Here is a 20,692-nt window from a genome sequence, read left to right as displayed (position 1 = left end):
CTCGTACCACTCATCCGTTGTCCGGGGTTGCCTTCAGGATTGACGATCTTCCTGTTCATATTCATGAAGCTTGTTTCGCATGGTGCGAACGCTGATCCCCAGGATCTTCGAGGCGGCGGTCCGGTTTCCGTTCACTTCTTTCAGGGTCTTGAATATCATTGCTTTTTCTGCATCGCGCAACGTGACGGCCGGGACCGTGGGAGTCTCTCCGGGGGGCGGCGGGGTCAAGACGGGGGAGGGGGCGGCCGCCCGCTCGTCCAGGAATCCCTCCAGGTGAAGGTGCTCGGGGCGGACGATCCCTTCCTCACAGAGGAGCACGGCCCTCTCCATGACGTTTTCCAGTTCCCGGACATTTCCGGGCCAGTCGTACCGGAGCAGAAGGTCCAGGGACTCCCTGTCCAGGGCCGGTGCGGTCCTTCCGTTCACCTGGCTGTACTTCTGGAGGAAGTGGGAGGCCAGGAGCGGGACGTCATTCCTCCGCTCCCGGAGAGCTGGAATTTTGACGGGGATCACGCTGAGCCGCCAGTAAAGGTCCCGGCGGAATTTCATGTCTTCCGCCGCCTTCTTCAGGTCCACGTTCGTCGTGACGACGATGCGGACGTCGACGGGAACCGGCTCCCGTCCTCCGACCCGGTCCACCTGGGATTCCTGGATGACCCGGAGCAGCTTGGCCTGCAGGTTGATGTCCATGTCCCCGATTTCGTCCAGCAGGAGGGTTCCGCCGTGGGCCAGCTCGAATTTCCCAATTTTCCGCTGAACGGCCCCTGTGAAGGCCCCTTTTTCATACCCGAACATCTCGCTCTCCAGGAGCTGCTGCGGGATGGCGGCACAGTTGACGGCCACGAAGGGTTTCCCGCTCCGGCCGCTGTTCAGGTAGACGAAGCGGGCGAACAGCTCCTTGCCCGTTCCGCTCTCTCCCTGGATCAGGACGGTGGAACGGCTGTCGGCGACGCGCTTGAGGAGGTTCAGCATCTCCAGGATGGACGGGTCCGCCGTGATGATTCCCGCCTGGCCGGCCGGACCGGCGGCAGGATCGGTCTCCATCTTTCCGGATGGTTCATGGGAGGCAAGCACATTCCGGATGATGAATTCCAGGTCGTCCAGGGTAAACGGTTTCGTGATGAACTCCGAGGCGCCTTCCTTCATCGCCTCGACGGCAGTGTTTACCGTTCCGTATGCCGTGGCGAGAATCACCGGCGTGCCGGGAGACCGCCGCTTGATCTCCCGCAGGACGTCCATCCCGCCCAGCCGGGGCATTCTCATGTCCGTCACGACGACGTCGTACTTCCCCCCGTCCGCGAACATATTCAGGGCGACGGCGCCGTCTTCCGCCGTATCCACCTCGAATCCGCAGATCTCCAGGGACTCCGAAAGGGCGTCCCGCATGGAGGGATCGTCATCGACAACCAGTACGTGCGTTGCTTCCATTCCTTGTCCTCTTGTTTCGACGTTTCGCTGCTTTCATCGGGAAGCCGGGCCGAACCTTCCGGCGCTGTCCGCGTCCCGGACACAGGGCAGATAAAGAACCAGAGACAGGCCCGAGGCGTCGTCATCGACAAAGCGGATGATCCCCCGATGGGCCTCTACGATGTTCCGGATCACCGCCAGAAATACCCCATGTTCGCTGCTTCTCTCCCGGAAGAGGCCCCGGATACCGGTGTTGGACGGCCTCATTTCACCGGGCCCGAAGAGCCGGAACCGGATGGCCGCCCAGACCGACTCGCCGCCGCGGGCAAGGGGCACGGGGGATTCCGTCTCAACGACCAGCCGGCCGCCGGCGGAAGAGCCCGAAAGCATTTTCAGAACCATCTGGACCAGGAGGTGCTTCAGCATCGGGCGATCTCCCCGTATTACGGGATCCCCCGCTCCGTAGCGGATCTCGAGAAATGTCTCGTCGCCGTCCATGAACGCCTCGGAGGATTGGAAGATCTCTCCCAGGAGTTCATGGACACGGACCGGCCGGAGGCTGAACCCGTAGACCCAGCTCGCGGACAGCAGGCTGGAGATCCGCCCTTCGATCTCCCGCACGCAGGACAGAATGCGCTTCAGCCGACGCTGGTCTTTTTCCCCCAGCCAATCCCTGAGCAAAAGGTTGGTCGTCAGCTCAATCGATCCCAGGGGGTTCCGGATCTGATGGGCGACTTCTTCCGCCATTCCCCCGAGGGCCGCGAGGGTTTCCCTCCGCCAGAGGGCCTCGTCCCGCTCCCGGGACCGGCTGACGGCCTGATCGTCCGGCTTGACCGCCTCGTTCATCGGATGACGTCCTTGAATTTTCGGGACCAATGTGCATCCTCCCGGGCAAAGTCGGCCACTTTCCCCCAGAATTCATCCTCTCCGGCACCCTTCACCTGGCCGAAGGCCTTGTCCGCGCCGGTCATGTTCCCTTGATTTGCCAGGGCCCGACCCATGCGATACCAGGACCATCGGCGCAGCGATGCATCCGGGGCTGTGTTTGAAACGTCCTGCAGCAGCTTCATTCCCTCCTGGATCGAGCCTTCCTTCACATAAGAGTCCGCCAGCCGGATCCGCCCGTCCGCCAGGACGGTTGCCTGCCGCTCCGGGTCGGCGGACAATCCCTGCAGCGCTTTCCGGTACTGGTCGATCGCCCGGGGAGTCCGGCCTTCCGCGTCCAGAAGCATGGCCAGCTCCCGGTGCAGGAACGGATCACCCGCCTGGTCGGCGGGCAGATTCAGGGCCTCTTCATATCTCAAGATCGCCTCTCCCCTCCGCCCGGCGAGCCGGTCGATGCCCGCCTGGACCGCGGCCGTCTCCCGCTGAAGGCCCGCGTCGGCGGACCGCCGGATATCCTGAAGATCGCGCTGCGCCTCCGCCGCGTCCCTGCGATCGAGATCCAGCCGGGCGATGGACACCGCCAGGAGCTCCCGCGCACGGTCATCCGGAGCACGGCGCCGGAGCGCCTTCCAGAGGGACTTCGCCTCTGCATCGAGGCCGACGGCGGCCAGGCTTTTGCCGATTCCGTAAAGACGTTCGAAAGGGAGCTTCTGCTGCAGTTCCCGGACGGGAATCTGGAAATACAGGGAGGCCACCATGGTGTGATCTCCCTTGCGGAAGGCCTCTTCCAGGATCTTCTCCAGCGAGGCCATCATCCAGTCCCGGCTGGGAGCGGCAAACGATCCGAGCGGATAGGTCGCCGCCACCTGGTGGAATTCCCGGAAGGCTTCTTCGTACCGCCCCTTCAGCCACAGGCCATAGGCTTTCTGAAACCGGATCCGCTCAATCAGGCCGTGATTCCGGGTCTTCTGCAGAAGCTGGTTGTATGCCTCCAGCGGATCCCGAAAAGCGGGAGCCAGAGTAAGAAAGAACGGTGCTTTCAGATCCGGCCGGGCCAATCCGATATTCGCCGCAGCGAGCGTGCTTTCATCGCCTTCCCAGGAATCGGGTTTCATTTCCTTGACGCGGCTGAACACCGCCAGGGCGGCGGTCGGCCGCTCGGCATGGAACAGCGTGCATCCGAGGACATAAAGTGTAACTGCGGTCTTCTCGCCCGCCGGATAAAGGCTGGCGGCGACGGCAAGGACACGGATGGCCTCGGCGTACTCCTTCGACCAGTAGTGGGCCAGGCCCAGATTCAACAGGGCATCCGGGGACAGTTCCGACAGGTTCGGCCAGCGTTTCAGAGCGGTCTGCGCATGCTGCCGGGCGGCATCGATCCGTCCCCCCGTGAGGTGGATCCCCACCAGGTTCACGGTTGCCTCCCTGGCCTTCGGGTGATCCGGCCGTCTCGACAGGAAATCCTCGAAACGGGCGGCCGCCAGCTCCGTTTTCCCGGTCTTCATGTTCATTTCACCAATGAAGAATGGGGCGTCCACAGCCAGGGAGGAATCGGGATAGCGGATCAGGAGCTTTTCCATCGCCGCCGCCGCCTCATAGTAGAATTTCAGCTTCTCGTACGTCCGGGCCAGATTGAAATAGGCCCTGTCGTTTCCCTCGGATGGATCCGGATGCTGATCCAGGATCCGCTTGTAGGCGTCCACCGCCTCCAGGAGTTTTTTGTTGTTCCCCTCGGCCAGTTGGAACGAGCAGTCCGCCAGGAGGCGTTTCGCCTGATCCTGCGCCGTCGCCTCGACATTATTTTGACGCAGGAGCTCGGAAAGCATCTCGGCGGCACGGGCATAGCGCCCGCCGTCATATTCCGCCCTGGCCTGCTGAACGAGGACATGGACGGGAGCGGCGGCTGCCTGTGAATGCCCGGGGGCGGGCTGCGGCGCTGCGGCCACCCCGGAATCCGCTTTTTCGGGAAGGGTTTCCGCCTTGTCAATATCTTGACGTGTCGCTGTTTTTGACTCCGCGGCGGGAGCCGACGGGGCGGCAATCCGGTTCTCCTCCGGGGGAGCAGCGGTTTTCACGGGGCCGGGAACGGCCGCATACCAGATCCCGAGGGCGGCGGACGCAAAGACCAGAACGCCCAGAGCCAAAAAGAGCGGCTTCCTCCCGAACTCCCGGCCCTGAAAGACCTTGGCAACGCTTCCGATCTTTCGGAAACCGTGGTCCTTGAAGGCCCTGGCAACTGTCTCGATCTTTCGGAACCCGCGCCCGAACAGACTGAACGACACCGGCACCTCCCATGATGATCCGCCCCCGTTTCCCGGGGACAGGCGTCTGAATGCAGATATGGAAAACAAGATGATCCGTAAGAATCCTGACCCTGGAAAAGCAAGTTGCATACCACTCCGCCCTGAACGCTCGGACTCCGCTTCGGGCTTCCTGGCACTTCATTTGCATTGAATCCCGGTCGGAACGACATCCGTTTCAGCCGGAGAAGAACGCCGGCCTGAAGAAAGGACGAGACGATGCCCATGGAAAAGGAATCGCCGACGAACCGCAGGGAATATTCAAGAGTCTATGCCTACATTCCCCTCTCTTTCCGCAAAGTCCTGCCGGAAGAGCGGCCGGTCGTGAGGGCCAGGCTGGCGGGGGACACCATCCTTCCGGGAGGGGGCGTCGTCGTCCCGGAAATCGGGGACCGCATCCTTTATGAATGGCTGAAGATGCTCAACGGCAAGCTCGACAGCATCATCCGCGTCCTGACGATCCATGCCGAGGGATTCCAGTACCTTCATCCCAAGGCCGTCCAGATCAGCGGCAGCGGCATGAGCTTTTCATCGGCAGAGCCCTTCGATTCGGGAGACCTGGTGGAACTGAAGATGATCCTCACCGTCAATCAGCCGACGGCCCTCTTCGCCTACGGGGAGGTCATCAAGGTGGAGAAGCAGACCAGCGGATACATCGCGGCCGTTTCCTTCGTGAAGATGGACGACCACATCCGCGACGAGATCGTCCGCTTCGTATTCGAGCGGGAGAGGGAAATCCTCCGGGAAAAAAGGCTGACGGAGTAGTCCATGATTGTCATTATCGGGTGCGTCATCGTTACGGTCGCCGTCATCGGCGGCTACCTCATGGAGCACGGGAACCTCTCGGTTCTCTTCCAGCCCGCCGAACTCGTCATCATCGGTGGAGCGGCCGTCGGCGCTCTGATCATCGCAACGCCGATGAAGATGCTGAAAAGCATCATCGGCTCCTTCCTCGGTCTTTTCACGGCCAAAGCCCGGGGAACGGTAGATTACCTGGAGGCTCTGATGCTTCTCAACGGCCTCTTTTACAAGATCCGCCAGGAGGGTCTGGTCTCCGTCGAATCGGACGTGGATCAGCCGGAGAAGAGTTCCCTGTTTAACAAGTACCCGAAAATACTAAAGAATCCGCGCGCCATCGGCCTGGTCACTGACACATTGCGGATGGTCATGACCACGACCATCGCCCCCCATGAACTGGAAGCCCTCATCGACACGGAAATCGAAGGTCATTTCGAAGAGATGATCAACCCTTCCAAGACCGTGACGTTCGTGGCCGACGGCCTGCCCGGACTCGGGATCGTCGCCGCCGTCCTGGGCGTTGTCCTGACCATGGGGAAGATCGGCTCCCCGCCGGAGGTCCTCGGGCACAGCATCGGGGCGGCCCTGGTGGGAACCTTTCTCGGCGTCCTTCTATGTTACGGCTTCGTGGGACCCATGGGACGAAACATGGAACACACCGCCACGGAAGAGATCCAGTACCTTCAGGTCTACAAGGCCGCGCTGATCGCCTTCATCGGCGGGGCGGCACCGAAAGTAGCGATTGAATTCGGCCGGAGGGTCATCCCCTCCCACGACAAGCCGAGCTTCCTCGAAGTCGAGGCGGCCCTGCGGAAAGCGAAACGCTGACCACGGCAGAAGGGACCGGGATGGAAGAACGCACCCCTATCGTCATCCGAAGGATCAAGAAAAAGAAGCACGGCGAGCATCACGGCGGCTCCTGGAAAGTCGCCTACGCCGACTTCGTCACGGCCATGATGGCGTTCTTTCTTCTGCTGTGGCTGATCTCCATGGTTTCCCCGGACAAAAAGATCGCTGTCTCCGAGTACTTCAAGAATTTCAACATATTCAAGGAGCAGTCCGCCGGCGGCCGCTCCTTCATGGACAAGAACGCCGCGGTTCTGACCCTTACCAACCAGGCCATTCGCCTGGGGCCTCAGGACCTGGCGGCCAAACTCAAGAAAGCCGTCGACGAGAAGCTGGGAAACCTGAAGGACCAGGTGCAGGTGGACATTCTGGAGGGAGGGGTCCGGATCCAGATCATCGACCTGGAAGGCAGCACGATGTTCCAGAGCGGCAGCTCGGAACTGACGGACAAGGCGAAGACGATTCTGGGTCTCGTTGCGGAGAACATTCGCGACCTGCCGAACCGGATCGCCGTGGAGGGGCATACGGACGCGGCGCCCTTCCGGGGATCCCAGACCACCAACTGGGAGCTTTCCACGGCCCGGGCGTCGGCCGCCCGCCGGGAAATGGAGAATGACGGTGTCGATCCCGGCAAGATCGCGCGGGTCGTCGGCTACGCGGACCAGGAACTCTATATCAAGGAGAATCCCAAGGACCCCCGGAACCGCCGCATCAGCGTGATCGTTCTTCAGCAGAAAGACGGAACCTCCGCTTCTTCGGCAACGGCGGCGCCCATCCCTCCCGGGGCGACGGTGCCGATCCCGGCGGCTACCGAAGTTGGAACGGGAGCACAGACAAGCACGGGGGCTCCTTCGCAAGGTCCGGCCCAAAGCGGCGCCGCGCCTCCTCCCCGCTGAAAACAGCGCCCGCATCCCCCCGTCTGCGCCTCGCCGGCAAGGGACCCACATGCCCGGACGGCATGCCCGGTCCGAGCGCCTCGTTCCCGGGTTTTCCCGTTCAGGATTCCATGGCCTCGCGGATCTTCAGGGACAGCTCCTCCAGGCGGAACGGCTTCTGCAGAAAGCCCCGGACCCCCTTCTCCAGGATCTCCGACGCCTCCCCGTCCAGGCTGTACCCGCTCGACAGAAGAACACGAACCGACGGATTCCGCATCTGAAGCTCCCGGTTCACCTCGCCACCGCCCATCCCCGGCATGATCATGTCCAGAACCACAACGTCGATCTCCGTCCCCCGCGATCCGTATACCTCCAGCGCCTCCGCACCGCTCGCCGCCGTCAGCACCGTATAGCCCAGTCCCGAAAGCATCTCCCGCGTCACCTCCCGGACCATCGGCTCGTCGTCCACCACCAGAACCACCCCCCGACCCGGCTCGATCCCCGACACAGACGGCTCCTCCCGGACAACCGCCTCCCCCGACGCGGGAAGATAGATCTCGAACGTCGTCCCCCGGCCCTTCTCGCTCGACACCGTGATGATCCCCCCGTGGCCCTTCAAAATCCCGTACGCCGACGCCAGGCCCAGACCCGTCCCCCGACCCATCTCCTTCGTCGTGAAAAACGGATCGAAGATCCGCTGGCGCGTCCGCTCGTCCATCCCCACACCCGTGTCCGATACCGTCACCTTTACGTAGGACCCCGGCTTGATCCCGTAGATCCGGCAAAACGATTCGTCCAGCTCCACGTTCGACGTCGTCAGGCTCAGGTCCCCCCCGCCCGGCATCGCCTGCCACGCATTCACAAACAAGTTCAGAAACACCTGCTCCAGCTGGCCCCCGTCCGCCTCCACGCTCCACAGGCCGCCCTCATACCGCTCGTCGATCCGGATCTCCTTCTTCGTCCGGCCGAACATCCGCGCCGTCTTCCCCACCAGCTCGTTCAGGTCCGTCGGCTTCACCTCATACCGCCCCCCGCGGGCAAGACCCAGCAGCTGGCGCGTCAGCTCCGCCCCGCTCCGTATCTGCGACTCGATCGCCTTCAGCTTCTCAAGGTGCGGATGACCCTCCTTCAGGTCCAGCATCATCAGCGACGCGTATCCCTGGATCCCCATCAGCAGATTGTTGAAGTCGTGTGCAATCCCTCCCGCCAGCGTCCCCAGGGACTCCAGCTTCTGCGCCTGCAACAGCTGCTCCTGCATGTGCTCCAGCTTCTCCCGCGCCTCCCGGATCTCCGTCACGTCCATGTTGTTCCCCAGAACCGCCGGACGGCCCTCATAGGTGATCCGGGTGACCGACTCGAGGAGCCAGCGGGACTCCCCGCTCTTCTTGACGATCCGGTATTCGTACGGTGAGACCGCCGCCCCCTTGAGCATCTGCCTCGCCTTCTCCCGAACCATCTCCCGGTCCTCCGGATGCACGAACTGCATCGTCGGCACCCCGATCATCTCCGGCTCCGTGTATCCCCCGTACTGAAGGACGTGCCGGTTCACGAACCGGAACTTCCCCTCGATCGCAATAAACTCCCCCGCCTGGGAGTTGTTCGCCATGACCCGGTACTGCTCCTCCGCACGAATCCGCTCCGTGATGTCGCGGAAGACTCCCCGGAACCCCGTGGGACGGCCTTCCGCATCCCGTATGAGTGACGCGGAGTGCTCGACGGTTCGCCGCTCTCCCGTCCGGGTGAGCAGGTCCAGTTCGTACATCCGGAGGGGCGCCCCCGTGCGGAACATCTCGCCGTAGGCCCGAGCGATGTCCCTGCGCACGTCTTCGTCCGCCGTGAAGCGTTTGTAGCTGGAACCGATAATCTCGTCGGCTTCATAGCCCATGGCCCGACGGAAGGACTCGTTGCAGAAAGTAACGCGGCCGCTGTCGTCGAACTCAACGTATCCTTCCTCGATCTCCTCCAGGATCGTGCTGTATCGCTGCTCGGTCCGCCGCAGGGCCTCTTCCGCCGCCCTGCGGGCCGAGAGATCGCGGATCGCCAGGACCCGGCCCCGGATGTTCCGGTAGGTGATGGGTCTCCCGAAAATTTCCATGGGGAAGACCGTCCCGTCTTTCCGCAAACCCACGGCCTCCAGGTAGAGTTCCGGTGCGTCGGCCTCGGCAAGTTTTGCGAGAGCCGCCGGAACCGATTCGGGGGCCAGAAAATCCAGAACGCTTTTTCCGATCGCCTCCCGGGGTTCGTATCCGAACATCGAAAAGGCCGATTCATTGGCATCGAAAATGACGCCGTCCTTGTGGATGAGAATGCCCTCCCGGGCCGCATCGGCGAGAACCCGGAACCGGTTTTCGCTCTCCCGGAGCGCCTCCTCGGCCCGCCTGCGGTCCGTCACGTCCAGGAGGATTCCATTGAAGACGGTTTCATCCCCGCGTCGTGTCGGTACGGAAAGGCCCCGGAACCAGATCAGGTCGCCCGATTCTTTCACGAATCGGCCCTCGAAATCCCATCGGCGGAAGGCCGCGATCGACTCTGCGATCGAATTCATGAACCGCCCGTAATCATCGGCGTGCAACCTGGATGAAAAATCATCGAAGAAGGTCGCCGCGTCCCTGGATATGCCAAAAAGCTCCGCGGCCCGGTCGCTGAGATAATTAAGCCCCATCTCGCCGTTCGGGCGGGCATAGAACTGATAGACCAAACCGGGCAGGCTGGAAGTGACGGCGGACACCTGCTCCGTCCTCCGCCGCAGCGCCTCCTCGACCTTCATGCGCTCCCGGAGCTGCGCACGGGCGGACTGCAGCAGATCCTCCTGCGTCCGGAATGATTGTCTGAGCGTCGCAGCCAGGAGGACGATGCCGAAGGCGATCGTGACCCACCGGGCCAGGGGCGGCTGGGGGAAAAAGTACAGCGGCAGGAATCCCCGAATCTCCAGCACGGCGAGCGTGAGGCCGGTCAGGATGGCCAGCGCGATCGTCCAGATGGCCGCCCGCCAGCCGAGGATCAGTCCCGCCACGGCCGGCAGGACGACGAACTGGACCAGGTTCGTGTCTTTCATGCCGCTGCCCAGGATGACGACCACGAGAAAGTGGATCCAGAGCCCGGCGATCACGAACGCACCGGCCGCACGGATGCTCCCGCGATGCATCAGCAGGTAGCCACCCAGGACGACGAGCAGGGCAAACAGGCTGGTTGCGGCGCTGGCCAGCTTTTTACCGTAAATGAAGGGAACGGCGACAAAGAGAGAGAACAGTGCCAGCGCGGACATCAACGCCAGCATGGTGGCGAGCACCCTGGCTGCGCCGGTCTTGAATTCGTCATCCGGAAAAACGGGGGGACGGAACCAGGACCGGAACGTCAAGAAAGCATCCCTCACCATCCAACGGACCTCCTTTCCCGCCCCGCCGCCCGTCCGTCTTCGCGGATCCTGCCGCTCCGGGAGCCAGGCGTCGAGAGCAACGGGTTTCCGGATTCAGATCACGCGCACCGCCCGATATCGATCTCCATCCCCTCCCGGGCGAATACAACCTCCGGGGATTCAGCCGTCCCGGGAGTGCAGAGCGTCACGGCGAGCGCGTCCAGTTCTGCGTCGGTCCGCATCGGGTCGTGATGGAAGAGCGCCAGCCTTTTGACGCCTGCCCGCCCGGCTGTCTGAATGGCGTGCTCCATCGGCGAGTGCCCCCAGCCAGTCTTGCCCTGACTGTATTCCTCCCCGGTATACTGTGCGTCATGAATCAGGAAGTCGGCGCCGTGAAAGAACGCTTCCAGACGTTCGTTTTGCTCCTTCGCGACCGCCTCTCCTTCCGCGGCCATTTCCTCGCTGTAAGACGAATCCAGCGGATCCGTGGAAAAGATGTTCCGGAACGGTTCCGTGTCGAAGACGGTACAGAGAACCGCGCCGGCCCGTTCGAAGCGGTACCCGAGGCTCAGGACCGGGTGATTGAGGTAGATGGACGAAACCAGGAGCCCCCCCCCCAGGTCGATGCGCTCTTCCTTCAGGTCGAAGTAGCGGATGTCAGCGGCGAGATCCGTCCAGCGCACCGGGAAATACCGGTAGGCCATCTGCCCGCCCATCACATCCCGCATGGTTTCTTCCTCGTACGTAGCCGGTCCGTAGATGTTGAGTTTTGTCCCGGGAACATAGACGGGAGTAAAGAAGGGAAACCCCATGATATGGTCCCAGTGGGTATGGGTCAGGAAAAGGTCCGCCCGTATCGGCCCCTCCGGAAGATCGCGGACCATCATGAGGTTGCCCAGATCCCGGATGCCCGAGCCGGCGTCGATGATGACGGTCCGCCGGGAGTCTTCAAGCCGGAGTTCGATGCAGGGCGTATTCCCCCCGTATTTTACGGTGGCGGGCCCCGGACAGGGAATGGATCCCCGGACCCCCCAGAAGCGGATCTTCATCGCATTACCCTTTCCCCGCGATCGACAGGAATATCTTCGCCCTTTCAATCTCTTCCGAAACGGCATCCCGGAGCGCCGCGACCGACGGTGCATCCATCCCAGCCTCTTCCCACAGACGGGCAAGGCGGGGATCGCCGGAGGGAAAACCATCCTCGACGCGCACCTTCCGGAAAAGATGATGGCAGTCATCCGCCAGGCCGACGATCGTCACGATGGGTCCCCATTCTTCTTTCGCCGCCGAGGGGGTGTGATGGCATCGCATCACCTCCCGCATGGCCTCCGTCTGCTTCCACTTGTCGGCGATCAGGGCGCCGATCCGGGCGTGATCCAGCCCCAGGATCTGTTCTTCCGCCGCGGAGCTGGACCCGGCCGTCCCCTCCTCCAGCAGCGCAACCACCCGGCGATAATCTTCCGGGAAAACGACGTTCAGGGGAATCTTCCCCAGGTCATGGAGAAGGCCTGCCACAAAATATTCCTCCCTCCGGATCGCGGGGACGCCCTTCATGGCCGCCAGGGATTTGGCAATGACTCCCACCCCGATGGAATGGGTCCAGAACTCGTCCATGGACAGCGCCCGGCTGTTCCCTCCGCCGCTCAGAGCCTCCAGGATCGCCGTGCTGAGGGCCAGGTTCTTCACGGTGTTTACGCCCAGCACGATGATGGCCCGCGTGAGGGAGGTCACTTCGTCGGGCAGGGAATAGTAGGCGGAGTTGATCAGATGGAGGACCCTGCCTGTCAGAACCGGATCGAGCGCGATCACCCTGTTCAGGTCGTTGGGAGAGGTGTCCGGACGGTTGCAGATATCCAGGACCTTTGCAACCGTCGTGGACAGGCTCGGCATGCGGCCGATATAGGCTTCAACCTGCTTCAGGCGATCATTCATCCGGCCCCCGGTTGCCTCTCTTCATGGTCGTTCATTCCGCCAGGACGCTGCGGATCTTTCGGGAGAGATCCTCAATACGAAAGGGCTTCTGGAGAAAGTCGCGAATGCCGCGCTCCATGATGGCCCGCGCTTGCCCGTCGAGGCTGTATCCGCTCGAGAGAATCACGCGCACCCCCGGGTCCAGCGCCCGGAGAGCGTCATATACCTCTCCTCCCCCTATGCCGGGCATGATCATGTCCAGGATCACCACGTCGACTCCTTTCCTTTCGGAGCGGAACAGGGAAACGGCCTCCCCGCCGTCCCCGGCCGTCAGGACCCGGTACCCCAGGCCTTCCAGCATCTCTTTCGTCACCTCCCGGATCATGTCCTCATCGTCCACTACCAGGATCGTCTCGTGTCCCCTGCTCATTCCGCCGTCCCAGGTGAACGGCTCCACCGCCAGCGCCTTGCCCGAGGCGGGAAGGTAAATCACGAACGTCGTCCCCCGGCCGGGTGCACTCGAAACCCGGATAAACCCTCCGTGACCCTTGACGATCCCGTAAACGGACGCCAGTCCCAGACCCGTTCCCCGGCCCATTTCCTTCGTCGTGAAAAACGGATCGAAAATCCTGAGCCGTGTCCGGTCGTCCATCCCCACGCCGGTATCCGTAATCGATACCTTCACATACGGACCTGCGTCAGCCAGGTCCGCCCGGGCGTCATCTTCGTCCAGCATGACGTTGGCCGTCTCCACATGAAGATCGCCGCCCCCCGGCATCGCCTGCCACGCATTCACGAACAGGTTCAGAAACACCTGCTCCAGCTGTCCCCGATCCACCTCGACCGTCCACGGTTTTTCGGCATACCTCTCGAACAGGCGAATTTCCTTCCTGGTCCGGCTGAACAGATGCGCTGTTTTCCCTAGCAGGGAATTCAGGTCCGTCGGCTTCACCTCGTACCGCCCCCCCCGGGCAAAGCCCAGAAGCTGGCGGGTCAGGTCCGACCCGCTCCGCACCTGCGATTCGATCGCCTTCAGCTTTTCGTAATGCGGGTGGCTCTCCCCTGTATCCAGCAGCATCAGCGAAGCATAGCCCTGAATTCCCATGAGCAGATTGTTGAAGTCATGCGCGATACCGCCGGCCAGCGTCCCCAGCGATTCCAGCTTCTTTGCCTGGAGAAGCTGGTCCTGCATTCTCTCGAGCTCCTCACGGGCCTCCCGCAATTCCGTGACGTCCATCATTTCACCGAGAACGGCCCGCTGTCCCTGGTACATTGCCGGAGTGAACGTTCCCATGAGCCACCGGACGCCGCCCGTTTTCGTCAGGATCCGGTATTCATAAGGAGTGGTCCGCTTTCCCGCCAGCATGTCCCGGGCGTGCTGGCCTGCCATCTCCCGGTCCTCCAGATGAACGTAACGCATGCTCGGAGTGCCCAGGAGTTCTTCCTCCGTGTATCCGGAAAGGAAGATAGCCTTGGGGTTTATGTAGCGGAGAAGTCCTCCCGAGGCAATGAAGATTCCCGACTGGGAATTGTTCATCGCGATGCGGCGCTGCTCCTCTTCCGTCCTCCGGTCCGTGACGTCCCGGCAGGCAAACACAGCGCCATAGGGAGAACCGTCCCCACGGCGCAGGACATCGCCGTTGACCTCCGCGGAAAGCCGCTCCCCGCTCTTCAGGATGAACTTGTATTCGATGGCACCCAGCGGGCCATCCTGCATCCGGACCATGTTCAGGAAGGCCCGGTCGCGGTCCTCGGAGACGATGAAGGCCATCATGTCCGCCCCGGTCATCTCCTCCCGCCTGTAACCGCTGACTTTCAGCGCATGGTCGTTCACATACTCGATCACACCCTCCATATTGATCCGGATCACGATATCGGGAATGGCATTTACGATGCGGCTGAGCAGCTCCTGGCTCTCCCGCAGCGAATCGAGTGCCGCCTGGCGGTCCTGACTCTGCCGTCGGGCCGACTGGAGGGATCGATCCAGGGCTCTGAGGGCATGGTTCAGCATGAGCACGATGATCACGATTGCCAGAGCGTACTGGCTCCACTTCGCCAGCGGAGGCTGGGGGAAAAAGTTCAGAGGCAGGACATGGCTTCCTTCCAGCAGCGCCAGGCCCAGGAAGGCCACGATCGAAACGGCCGCCGTCCCCAGGGCGATGCGCTGCCCCAGGAGCAGTCCCGACATTACAATCAGGGCGATGATGATCGCGATATTCGCGTCTCCAAGGCCTTTTCCGGAGACAATGGCCAGAAAGAACACGATCCAGAGAAAAGACAGGAAAAGGGCGGCGCTCCCGCGGACGGATTCCCCATGCAGGAGATACCGGCAGACAAGGGTGACGATGACGACCGCAACGGCACATGCGGCGCCGATTTCTTTCCGGACGTAGAAAAAGGGAATGACGATCAGGAGGGAAAGCAGGGACAACGCAAGGACGCTGTTCGTCAGATGATGGAGGAGGAGGGCCGGACGATGGACAGCGTCCTCACCGGACACGCGGGGTTGTTGGAAAAAGGACTGAAACTGCAGGGGCGTTTTCCGTCTCGTCATGACGGATCCTCCGACACTTGAATTACGGTCGTGCCCCGGCTGGAGATGTCCCGCTTTCCGGCCCTTTCCCGCTGAAGGGCCTTTTCCCGATCGTATGTGCCGGGCCGGATATGGTCACTGGTCGTGGGGATCGTGAACGCTCCGGGTGTTCACGGACAATGCCGTTCCGCTGGTTTTGCATGCCCACCGCCGGTGAACGTTTCATCTCTTTCGCCGGTCTGGAGCCGTCCATGAGGGAACCCGCTTCAGGACCCGTTGGCGAGGATCAGACAAACGTCGACAAAAAAGGGACCGTCGTCCGTCTCGAAGGGGATGATGATGGATGGACCGCCGAGAACATGCCGGATGGAATGCCCGCCGCCCGACACAACCGTGGGAATGGCCGCCGTGACGCTCAGGCCCTCCGACTCCAGCTTCTTGCGGGCGGAACCCGAGACCATGTTGGTCAGTTCCCCCACGGCGTCCTTGACGTCGCCGTTGATGGAGGTCTGTTCCTCCCCCAGCATGTTCGAAACCACCTTCAGGATGCAGGACTCGCTGAACGTGAGGGCCAGCGAACCACGGGCCGCGCCGGTGAGGCCGATGACGCCGGAGACATCCCCTTTGGCCGCATTGTCCTTTTTCAGAAAGGCCTTCCCCGGCCTGGGATCTACGAAAGCCATCATCTTGAGAACATCCGTGGTGCCGGCCAGAAATGCATTGATAAAGCGAACGTCCATAAGTCTCTCCCTGCCCGGGGATTGTATACTTTTTATCCCAGGATTTTCTGAAGCTTTTCGTTCATTGCTTCCGCCGTGAACGGTTTCACGATGTAATTGCTCACTCCCGCCTTGACGGCCGCGACGACGTTTTCCTGCAGGGCCTCGGCCGTGACCATGAGAAATGGCGTGGCCTTGAGCTCTTCGTCGGCACGGACGGCCTTGAGGAGTTCCAGGCCGGTCATGTTGGGCATGTTCCAGTCGCTGATGATCAGATCGATCTTCTGGGACTTGAGCACTCGGAGTGCGATCGATCCGTCTTCCGCTTCGACAATGTTCTCGTACCCGAGCTGCTTGAGGATGTTGCGAATCACCTTTCTCATGGTGGCAAAATCATCGACAATCAGAAGCTTCAATCCTTTATCCATATAAGATGCCCCTTTCTATCAATTCCTCATTCAATCTCTGCCCTGAATGCAACCGGCATCCCGTCGACCTCGAACCGGAGAAGGATCTTGCCGGCTTCCTCCCCCGTTCCCGGCGGAAGCGCCGTCTTGGTTTTGCTGCAGGACGGCAGCGAGAGATGCGCAATGCGGTCGGAATCCACCAGCCGGAGAAAGCTCCCGCAGATCATGTTGACACACTCCTTGAGGCAGTCATCCCGCAGGGCGTCCGTCACCTCTTCCCCGTCCAGAACCAGGCTGTTCTCCACCATCGCCGTAGCGATTTCTTCGCTGAAGAGGGCCTCGAACCGTCCGTTCAGGATCCCCTTGAATCCAATCGAGGCCTGCCACTCATGGGTGACCTCCTCCCCGTTCAGCGGCTCCAGGTACAGGTAGTACATTTTTTCAAAGACATCGAAGATGGCCTTGATCAGTTGCTGCTCAATTTCTCCGTATCGTTCCTTCATGGTATTCCCCTTCCGGAAATCAGTCGTTCAATGAACCAGTTGCAGAACGTCCGCGGCCTTGTCGAGCTCATCGAGGAGCACGATCAGATTCCGCTCCAGATCCACTTCCCGGAGCTGAAACTGCTTCATGACCGAACCGATGCCCCGATGGGCAAGGCCGTCAATGCCTCCGTCGATGCCCGCCATCAGACAGAACTGATCGGAAAGATAGATCAGGCCGGCAATGGAATCCTCGTCCTCGAGGAGGTCCGGACGGTGGTGGAATGCGATCCCGTCCCGGATCGCCGGGGGAAAGTTCCATTGATCGGCGATTCGTCCCCCCAGTTCCGCATGGTTGATCCCCAGGATCTCCTCTTCCGCTTCCAGGAAAGAACAGCTTCTCCGCTCCATCAGGTCCTGGATTTTCTCATAGCCGTCGTGCACAAACTCGCCCAGGATCAGCTTTCCGATGTCGTGCATCAGGGCCGCCGTATAGAGTACCTGATCCTCACGCTGGCGAAGATGCCGGGAGAGGATCTGGGACATCACGGCCACGGCGACGGAGTGTTCCCACAACGCCTTTCCCTTCTCCACGTAGCCGCCCTTGGACGCCTGGAAGAAGCGCGATGCGCCGGCAGTGACCACGGCTGACTGGAGGTGCCTCCGTCCCAGGAAAACGACCGCCTCGTGAATGGTCCGGATCTTTTGCCTGGATCCGAAGTAAGCCGAATTGCTCATCTTCATGATGTTGGCGGTAATGGCCTGATCGTACTGAATGACCTTCACTACTTCCTGGGTCGAATAGTCGTCATCCCTCAGCAGTTCCGAAACCTTGTGCACGGAGGCCGGAAAGGCGGGGAGCTTGCGGATGGATTGCAGAATTTTCTCGACCATTATAGATCCTTCAGGGTTCCGTTCGACACCTTGACGAGGCACTTTCCGTCCGCCACATTGAGTCGAACCGTCCGGTTGAAGTTGAGTCCCGTATCTTCCGCACTGATGAGGACGTTGTTCCGCCAGAAAATCTTCCTCATGGCCGTGATGTTCTTCTTCCCGATCCGGAAGTAATCCGTGTCGTTCAGAATGCTCGCTCCACCGGCCACCTTTACCGTCATTCTGCGTTTATCGGCCCCCAACTGATAACAGGACTTGAACAGAAGAGGGATTCCCGTATCGGCGAACATGGCCGGCGCCTGGCTGGCTTTCGTCTGGTCGAGGGTGGAATCGGGAAGCATGAAATGAAGCAGCCCCCCGACGCCGGCCACGGGATCATGCACGGCCACGGCGATGCAGGAGCCCAACGCATAGGTCACGAGGACGTCCCCATTCTTGTTGCTGCATTTTACATCGGAAATGCCAACGACGATATCCACTTTGTCATCCTGAGCGAGGAATCATTTCAGGATGCGTGAATGCAAGATCGAGACCATCTTCAACAGGGTCCCGGCGCCTGGTGGCAGGTGGGTGTCCGTTTCCGGACTATGAGAGGGAACAGCTTATAATCGTTTCAGTTTCTCGACAAGCGTCGTCCGGTTGAGATTCAGGAGCTTGGCTGCCCGATTTTTGACTCCCCCCGATTTTTCGAGGGCTTTCAGAAGAAGATCCTTCTCGAACTGGATCACCATGTCGTTAAAATTGACGCCCTCGTCCGGAAAGTCGACGGAGTAGACCTGCTCGATTCGACCTCTGCGGGCGGCGATCTTCTCCGGGAGATCATCCACCAGGATATCCCCGGAATCCTTCATGACCACGAGCATTTCGACCAGGTTTTCCAGCTCCCGGACATTTCCCGGCCAAGGGTAGTCGAGGAGGGCCTGAATCGCTTCGGAAGAAAACCGGGTTACCGTCTTCTTGTTCTGCTTGCTGAACTTCTTGAGAAAGGAGTTCGCCAGGATGGCCACGTCCAGGCCGCGCTCCCGGAGAGGAGGCAGGTAGATCGGAATCACGTTGATGCGGTAAAAGAGGTCTTCCCGGAAACGCTTTTCAGCAACGGCCTTTTCCAGGTCCTGATTCGTGGCGGCGATGATCCGCACGTCCGCGTTGAATGTCCTGACGCCGCCGATTCGCTCGTACTGCCTTTCCTGGATCACCCGGAGCACCTTGACCTGCAACGCCTGGCTCATGTCGCCGATTTCATCCAGGAAGATCGTGCCTCCCTGGGCCAGTTCAAACCGCCCGATGCGCGTCCGGATGGCTCCCGTGAAGGCCCCCTTCTCATGACCGAACAATTCACTCTCCAGGAGGTCCTCGGGAATGGCTCCGCAATTGACGGGTACCAGCGGCGCCTCCTTGCGGTCGCTGTTGAAATGGATCGCCCGGGCGGCCAGCTCCTTCCCCGTTCCGCTTTCTCCATGAATAAGGATGGTGCTGTCCGTTGTAGACACCTTCTGGATCTTCTCGAAGACCTTTTTCATGGTCTCGCTGTATCCGATCAGCTTGCCCAGATCGAACCGCTCCTTCAGGTGATCCCGCAGCACCACGTTCTCTTCCTTTAATTTATGAAAAGACAGCGCCCGGTTGACGGAGATCTTGAGGCGGTCTTCCCGGATGGGCTTGGTGATGTAGTCGAAGGCGCCCATTTTCATGGCGTCCACCGCCGTGTTCACCGTTCCGTAGCCGGTGATCAGGATGACCAGCGCATCCGGGTTGATTTCCTTTACAAAGGAAAGAAGCTCCAGGCCGTCGACATGGGGCATCCGCAGATCCGTCAGGATCAGGTCGAATCGGTCCGTAACGTAGGCGTCCATGGCCTCCTTGCCGTCCGGGAAGGCGACGGTTTCATAACCGCTCTCCTCCAGAAGTTCCTTCAGATTCTGGCGGCTCATGTCATCGTCTTCGGCAATCAGGATCCGGCAGCGTTTCGCCATGGGGTTTCTTCCTCCGACTCCAAGGGTTTGACGGATTGTCAATTTCATGACAGGAATTGTCAAGCATTTTGTAAGACCGTAATCATTATCTTTTCACCCGCCCCGGCGCTCGCTCCCGAGTATCGTCTTTCGATCGATCCATAAATTTATCAGGCATGGCTGCAGAGCCTGCGGCTCCGCATTTCAGAATCGGCATCTGCCGCAGCAGGCTGCTCACGATTCTGAGGATGGAGCGGCATCCGGCAGCCGTACCGAAAGAAAGGGGATAAAAATGGCCTCAAAATTGCTTTGAACAGCCCGAACACATAATTCCCATAACGAACCTGCAAAGGTCCAGACGTCGTAAGGAGGAGAAGGAACCATGAAGAAAATGTCCCTGAATGTGAAGTTGATGACCGGTGGAATCCTGATCGTTTTGATTCCGCTGCTCGTCGTCGGCATCTTCAGTGCCTGGAAATCGTCTGAGGCACTGTCCGACATCGCCGAAAACCAGGCCGAGATCGTCGCAAAAAACGTGAGCGGCCTCATTGGCATGGCCCTCGCGGAGGAAATGAAACTCATCGCGGGCCTCGCAGCGGATCCGGCCATTGTAGAGGCTTCCTCCGGCAAGACGGATGGTGCGACTCAGCGCCTGACAACGATGATGAAAAGGATCGGCAACGACTATGAAGGTATTTTCGTCAGCGACGCCTCCGGTGTCGGACGCGCGGACGGAATCGGGGGCGGTTACGTAGGCCTCAACGTCAGCGACCGGGATTACTTCACCACGGCGAAGGCCGGGAAGGTGAATGTCGGAACCGTCATCAAGTCCAAGAAGTCGGGCGCTCCCGTCGCGGTCGTCGCCGCTCCCATCCTGGGAAGCAACGGCGAGTTCCGGGGAATGGTCGCAACCGTGTTGAAGATCGACTTCCTCATTGAGAAGATCGTCGCCGTCAAGGTCGGCAAAACGGGCTATCCCTTCGTGGTCGACAAAAAGGGGCTCGTCGTCGCTCACCCGAAGAAGGAATTCATCCTGGAGCTGGAGCTGAACAAACAGGCGGGGATGGAAAGCATTATGAAGCGAATGCTGGCGCATGAAAGCGGATCGGAACGTTATGTGTTCCAGGGCGTCCCCAAGATCGCCGGCTTCGCCCCCGTCGAGCTCACCGGCTGGGCCGTCGGCTTCACCCAGAATCAGGATGAATTTCTCGCTCCTGCCCACATGATCCGGAACTTCATCCTGATCATCGCCGTGGCATTCCTGGCCCTGACCGTGGTCGGCGTTCTCTTTTTCGCCCGCGGCATCAGCCGTCCCATCACCAGGTCCG

At 60.8% G+C, this 20,692-nt stretch carries 17 protein-coding genes; 4 read left to right on the top strand and 13 right to left on the bottom strand.

Annotation, left to right across the window (positions count from 1 at the left end; genetic code table 11):
• Positions 1-33: 33 nt before the first annotated feature.
• Genes HPY65_09525 through HPY65_09515 form a run of 3 tightly spaced genes read right to left on the bottom strand, consistent with a single transcriptional unit; the run spans position 34 to position 4,574 of the window.
• Complete coding sequence (locus HPY65_09525; protein ID NPU84714.1) at positions 34-1,428, bottom strand: sigma-54-dependent Fis family transcriptional regulator; 1,395 nt, start codon at positions 1,426-1,428, stop codon at positions 34-36.
• 33 nt (positions 1,429-1,461) lie between these two features.
• Complete coding sequence (locus HPY65_09520; GenBank protein NPU84713.1) at positions 1,462-2,253, bottom strand: hypothetical protein; 792 nt, start codon at positions 2,251-2,253, stop codon at positions 1,462-1,464.
• Positions 2,250-4,574, bottom strand: a complete 2,325-nt coding sequence (locus HPY65_09515) for a tetratricopeptide repeat protein (protein ID NPU84712.1) — start codon at positions 4,572-4,574, stop codon at positions 2,250-2,252. Before HPY65_09515 ends, HPY65_09520 begins: the two co-directional genes overlap by 4 nt.
• A gap of 243 nt (positions 4,575-4,817) precedes the next feature.
• Between HPY65_09515 and HPY65_09510 the strand changes: the two genes are divergently transcribed.
• The 3 genes from HPY65_09510 to HPY65_09500 are packed head-to-tail and all read left to right on the top strand — an operon-like array spanning position 4,818 to position 7,132.
• The gene (locus HPY65_09510; protein ID NPU84711.1) at positions 4,818-5,357 is read left to right on the top strand and encodes a PilZ domain-containing protein; all 540 of its coding nucleotides are present in this window, start codon (positions 4,818-4,820) and stop codon (positions 5,355-5,357) included.
• A gap of 3 nt (positions 5,358-5,360) precedes the next feature.
• Positions 5,361-6,218 carry a flagellar motor stator protein MotA gene (motA, locus tag HPY65_09505; protein ID NPU84710.1) on the top strand — a complete coding sequence of 286 codons (858 nt, stop codon included), beginning with the start codon at positions 5,361-5,363 and terminating at the stop codon, positions 6,216-6,218.
• Positions 6,219-6,238: 20 nt separating this feature from the next.
• The gene (locus tag HPY65_09500) at positions 6,239-7,132 is read left to right on the top strand and encodes an OmpA family protein (protein NPU84709.1); all 894 of its coding nucleotides are present in this window, start codon (positions 6,239-6,241) and stop codon (positions 7,130-7,132) included.
• A gap of 100 nt (positions 7,133-7,232) precedes the next feature.
• On the opposite strand, the gene HPY65_09495 is transcribed toward HPY65_09500, so the two are convergent.
• The 10 genes from HPY65_09495 to HPY65_09450 form a co-directional block, all read right to left on the bottom strand.
• Complete coding sequence (locus HPY65_09495; protein ID NPU84708.1) at positions 7,233-10,487, bottom strand: PAS domain S-box protein; 3,255 nt, start codon at positions 10,485-10,487, stop codon at positions 7,233-7,235.
• 98 nt (positions 10,488-10,585) lie between these two features.
• Positions 10,586-11,515: an MBL fold metallo-hydrolase gene (locus tag HPY65_09490; GenBank protein ID NPU84707.1), complete on the bottom strand. Its 930-nt coding sequence runs from the start codon at positions 11,513-11,515 to the stop codon at positions 10,586-10,588.
• Positions 11,516-11,519: 4 nt separating this feature from the next.
• On the bottom strand, positions 11,520-12,398 hold the full coding sequence (locus tag HPY65_09485) for an HDOD domain-containing protein (GenBank protein NPU84706.1): 879 nt from the start codon (positions 12,396-12,398) through the stop codon (positions 11,520-11,522).
• Positions 12,399-12,429: 31 nt separating this feature from the next.
• Positions 12,430-14,931: a PAS domain S-box protein gene (locus HPY65_09480; GenBank protein ID NPU84705.1), complete on the bottom strand. Its 2,502-nt coding sequence runs from the start codon at positions 14,929-14,931 to the stop codon at positions 12,430-12,432.
• A 245-nt stretch (positions 14,932-15,176) separates the two neighbouring features.
• On the bottom strand, positions 15,177-15,650 hold the full coding sequence (locus tag HPY65_09475; GenBank protein ID NPU84704.1) for a chemotaxis protein CheX: 474 nt from the start codon (positions 15,648-15,650) through the stop codon (positions 15,177-15,179).
• 32 nt (positions 15,651-15,682) lie between these two features.
• Positions 15,683-16,057 (bottom strand): chemotaxis protein CheY, encoded by a 375-nt coding sequence (locus HPY65_09470; protein NPU84703.1) that lies wholly within the window; start codon positions 16,055-16,057, stop codon positions 15,683-15,685.
• 26 nt (positions 16,058-16,083) lie between these two features.
• Positions 16,084-16,539, bottom strand: a complete 456-nt coding sequence (locus tag HPY65_09465; protein NPU84702.1) for a hypothetical protein — start codon at positions 16,537-16,539, stop codon at positions 16,084-16,086.
• 27 nt (positions 16,540-16,566) lie between these two features.
• The gene (locus HPY65_09460; protein ID NPU84701.1) at positions 16,567-17,412 is read right to left on the bottom strand and encodes an HDOD domain-containing protein; all 846 of its coding nucleotides are present in this window, start codon (positions 17,410-17,412) and stop codon (positions 16,567-16,569) included.
• Positions 17,412-17,891: a chemotaxis protein CheD gene (locus HPY65_09455; GenBank protein NPU84700.1), complete on the bottom strand. Its 480-nt coding sequence runs from the start codon at positions 17,889-17,891 to the stop codon at positions 17,412-17,414. The genes HPY65_09460 and HPY65_09455 overlap by 1 nt, the downstream gene beginning before the upstream one ends.
• A 123-nt stretch (positions 17,892-18,014) precedes the next feature.
• Positions 18,015-19,385, bottom strand: a complete 1,371-nt coding sequence (locus HPY65_09450) for a sigma-54-dependent Fis family transcriptional regulator (protein NPU84699.1) — start codon at positions 19,383-19,385, stop codon at positions 18,015-18,017.
• A gap of 361 nt (positions 19,386-19,746) precedes the next feature.
• Here HPY65_09450 and HPY65_09445 point away from each other — a divergent pair.
• A partial coding sequence (locus HPY65_09445; protein ID NPU84698.1) for a cache domain-containing protein occupies positions 19,747-20,692 on the top strand: 946 nt, incomplete at its 3' end.

The sequence above is a fragment of the Syntrophaceae bacterium genome, from assembly GCA_013177825.1.
Taxonomy (GTDB): domain Bacteria; phylum Desulfobacterota; class Syntrophia; order Syntrophales; family PHBD01; genus PHBD01.
The sequence above is the reverse complement of the archived record's forward strand: the minus strand, read 5'-3'. Positions and strand labels throughout refer to the sequence as shown.

What these genes read in the sequence shown, in the direction of transcription:
- HPY65_09525 (NPU84714.1), bottom strand. Translation starts at nt 1,428, where the DNA reads ATGGAAGCAACGCACGTACTGGTTGTCGATGACGATCCCTCCATGCGG.
- HPY65_09520 (NPU84713.1), bottom strand. Translation starts at nt 2,253, where the DNA reads ATGAACGAGGCGGTCAAGCCGGACGATCAGGCCGTCAGCCGGTCCCGG.
- HPY65_09510 (NPU84711.1), top strand. Translation starts at nt 4,818, where the DNA reads ATGGAAAAGGAATCGCCGACGAACCGCAGGGAATATTCAAGAGTCTAT.
- motA (NPU84710.1), top strand. Translation starts at nt 5,361, where the DNA reads ATGATTGTCATTATCGGGTGCGTCATCGTTACGGTCGCCGTCATCGGC.
- HPY65_09500 (NPU84709.1), top strand. Translation starts at nt 6,239, where the DNA reads ATGGAAGAACGCACCCCTATCGTCATCCGAAGGATCAAGAAAAAGAAG.
- HPY65_09495 (NPU84708.1), bottom strand. Translation starts at nt 10,487, where the DNA reads ATGGTGAGGGATGCTTTCTTGACGTTCCGGTCCTGGTTCCGTCCCCCC.
- HPY65_09490 (NPU84707.1), bottom strand. Translation starts at nt 11,515, where the DNA reads ATGAAGATCCGCTTCTGGGGGGTCCGGGGATCCATTCCCTGTCCGGGG.
- HPY65_09485 (NPU84706.1), bottom strand. Translation starts at nt 12,398, where the DNA reads ATGAATGATCGCCTGAAGCAGGTTGAAGCCTATATCGGCCGCATGCCG.
- HPY65_09480 (NPU84705.1), bottom strand. Translation starts at nt 14,931, where the DNA reads ATGACGAGACGGAAAACGCCCCTGCAGTTTCAGTCCTTTTTCCAACAA.
- HPY65_09475 (NPU84704.1), bottom strand. Translation starts at nt 15,650, where the DNA reads ATGGACGTTCGCTTTATCAATGCATTTCTGGCCGGCACCACGGATGTT.
- HPY65_09470 (NPU84703.1), bottom strand. Translation starts at nt 16,057, where the DNA reads ATGGATAAAGGATTGAAGCTTCTGATTGTCGATGATTTTGCCACCATG.
- HPY65_09465 (NPU84702.1), bottom strand. Translation starts at nt 16,539, where the DNA reads ATGAAGGAACGATACGGAGAAATTGAGCAGCAACTGATCAAGGCCATC.
- HPY65_09460 (NPU84701.1), bottom strand. Translation starts at nt 17,412, where the DNA reads ATGGTCGAGAAAATTCTGCAATCCATCCGCAAGCTCCCCGCCTTTCCG.
- HPY65_09450 (NPU84699.1), bottom strand. Translation starts at nt 19,385, where the DNA reads ATGGCGAAACGCTGCCGGATCCTGATTGCCGAAGACGATGACATGAGC.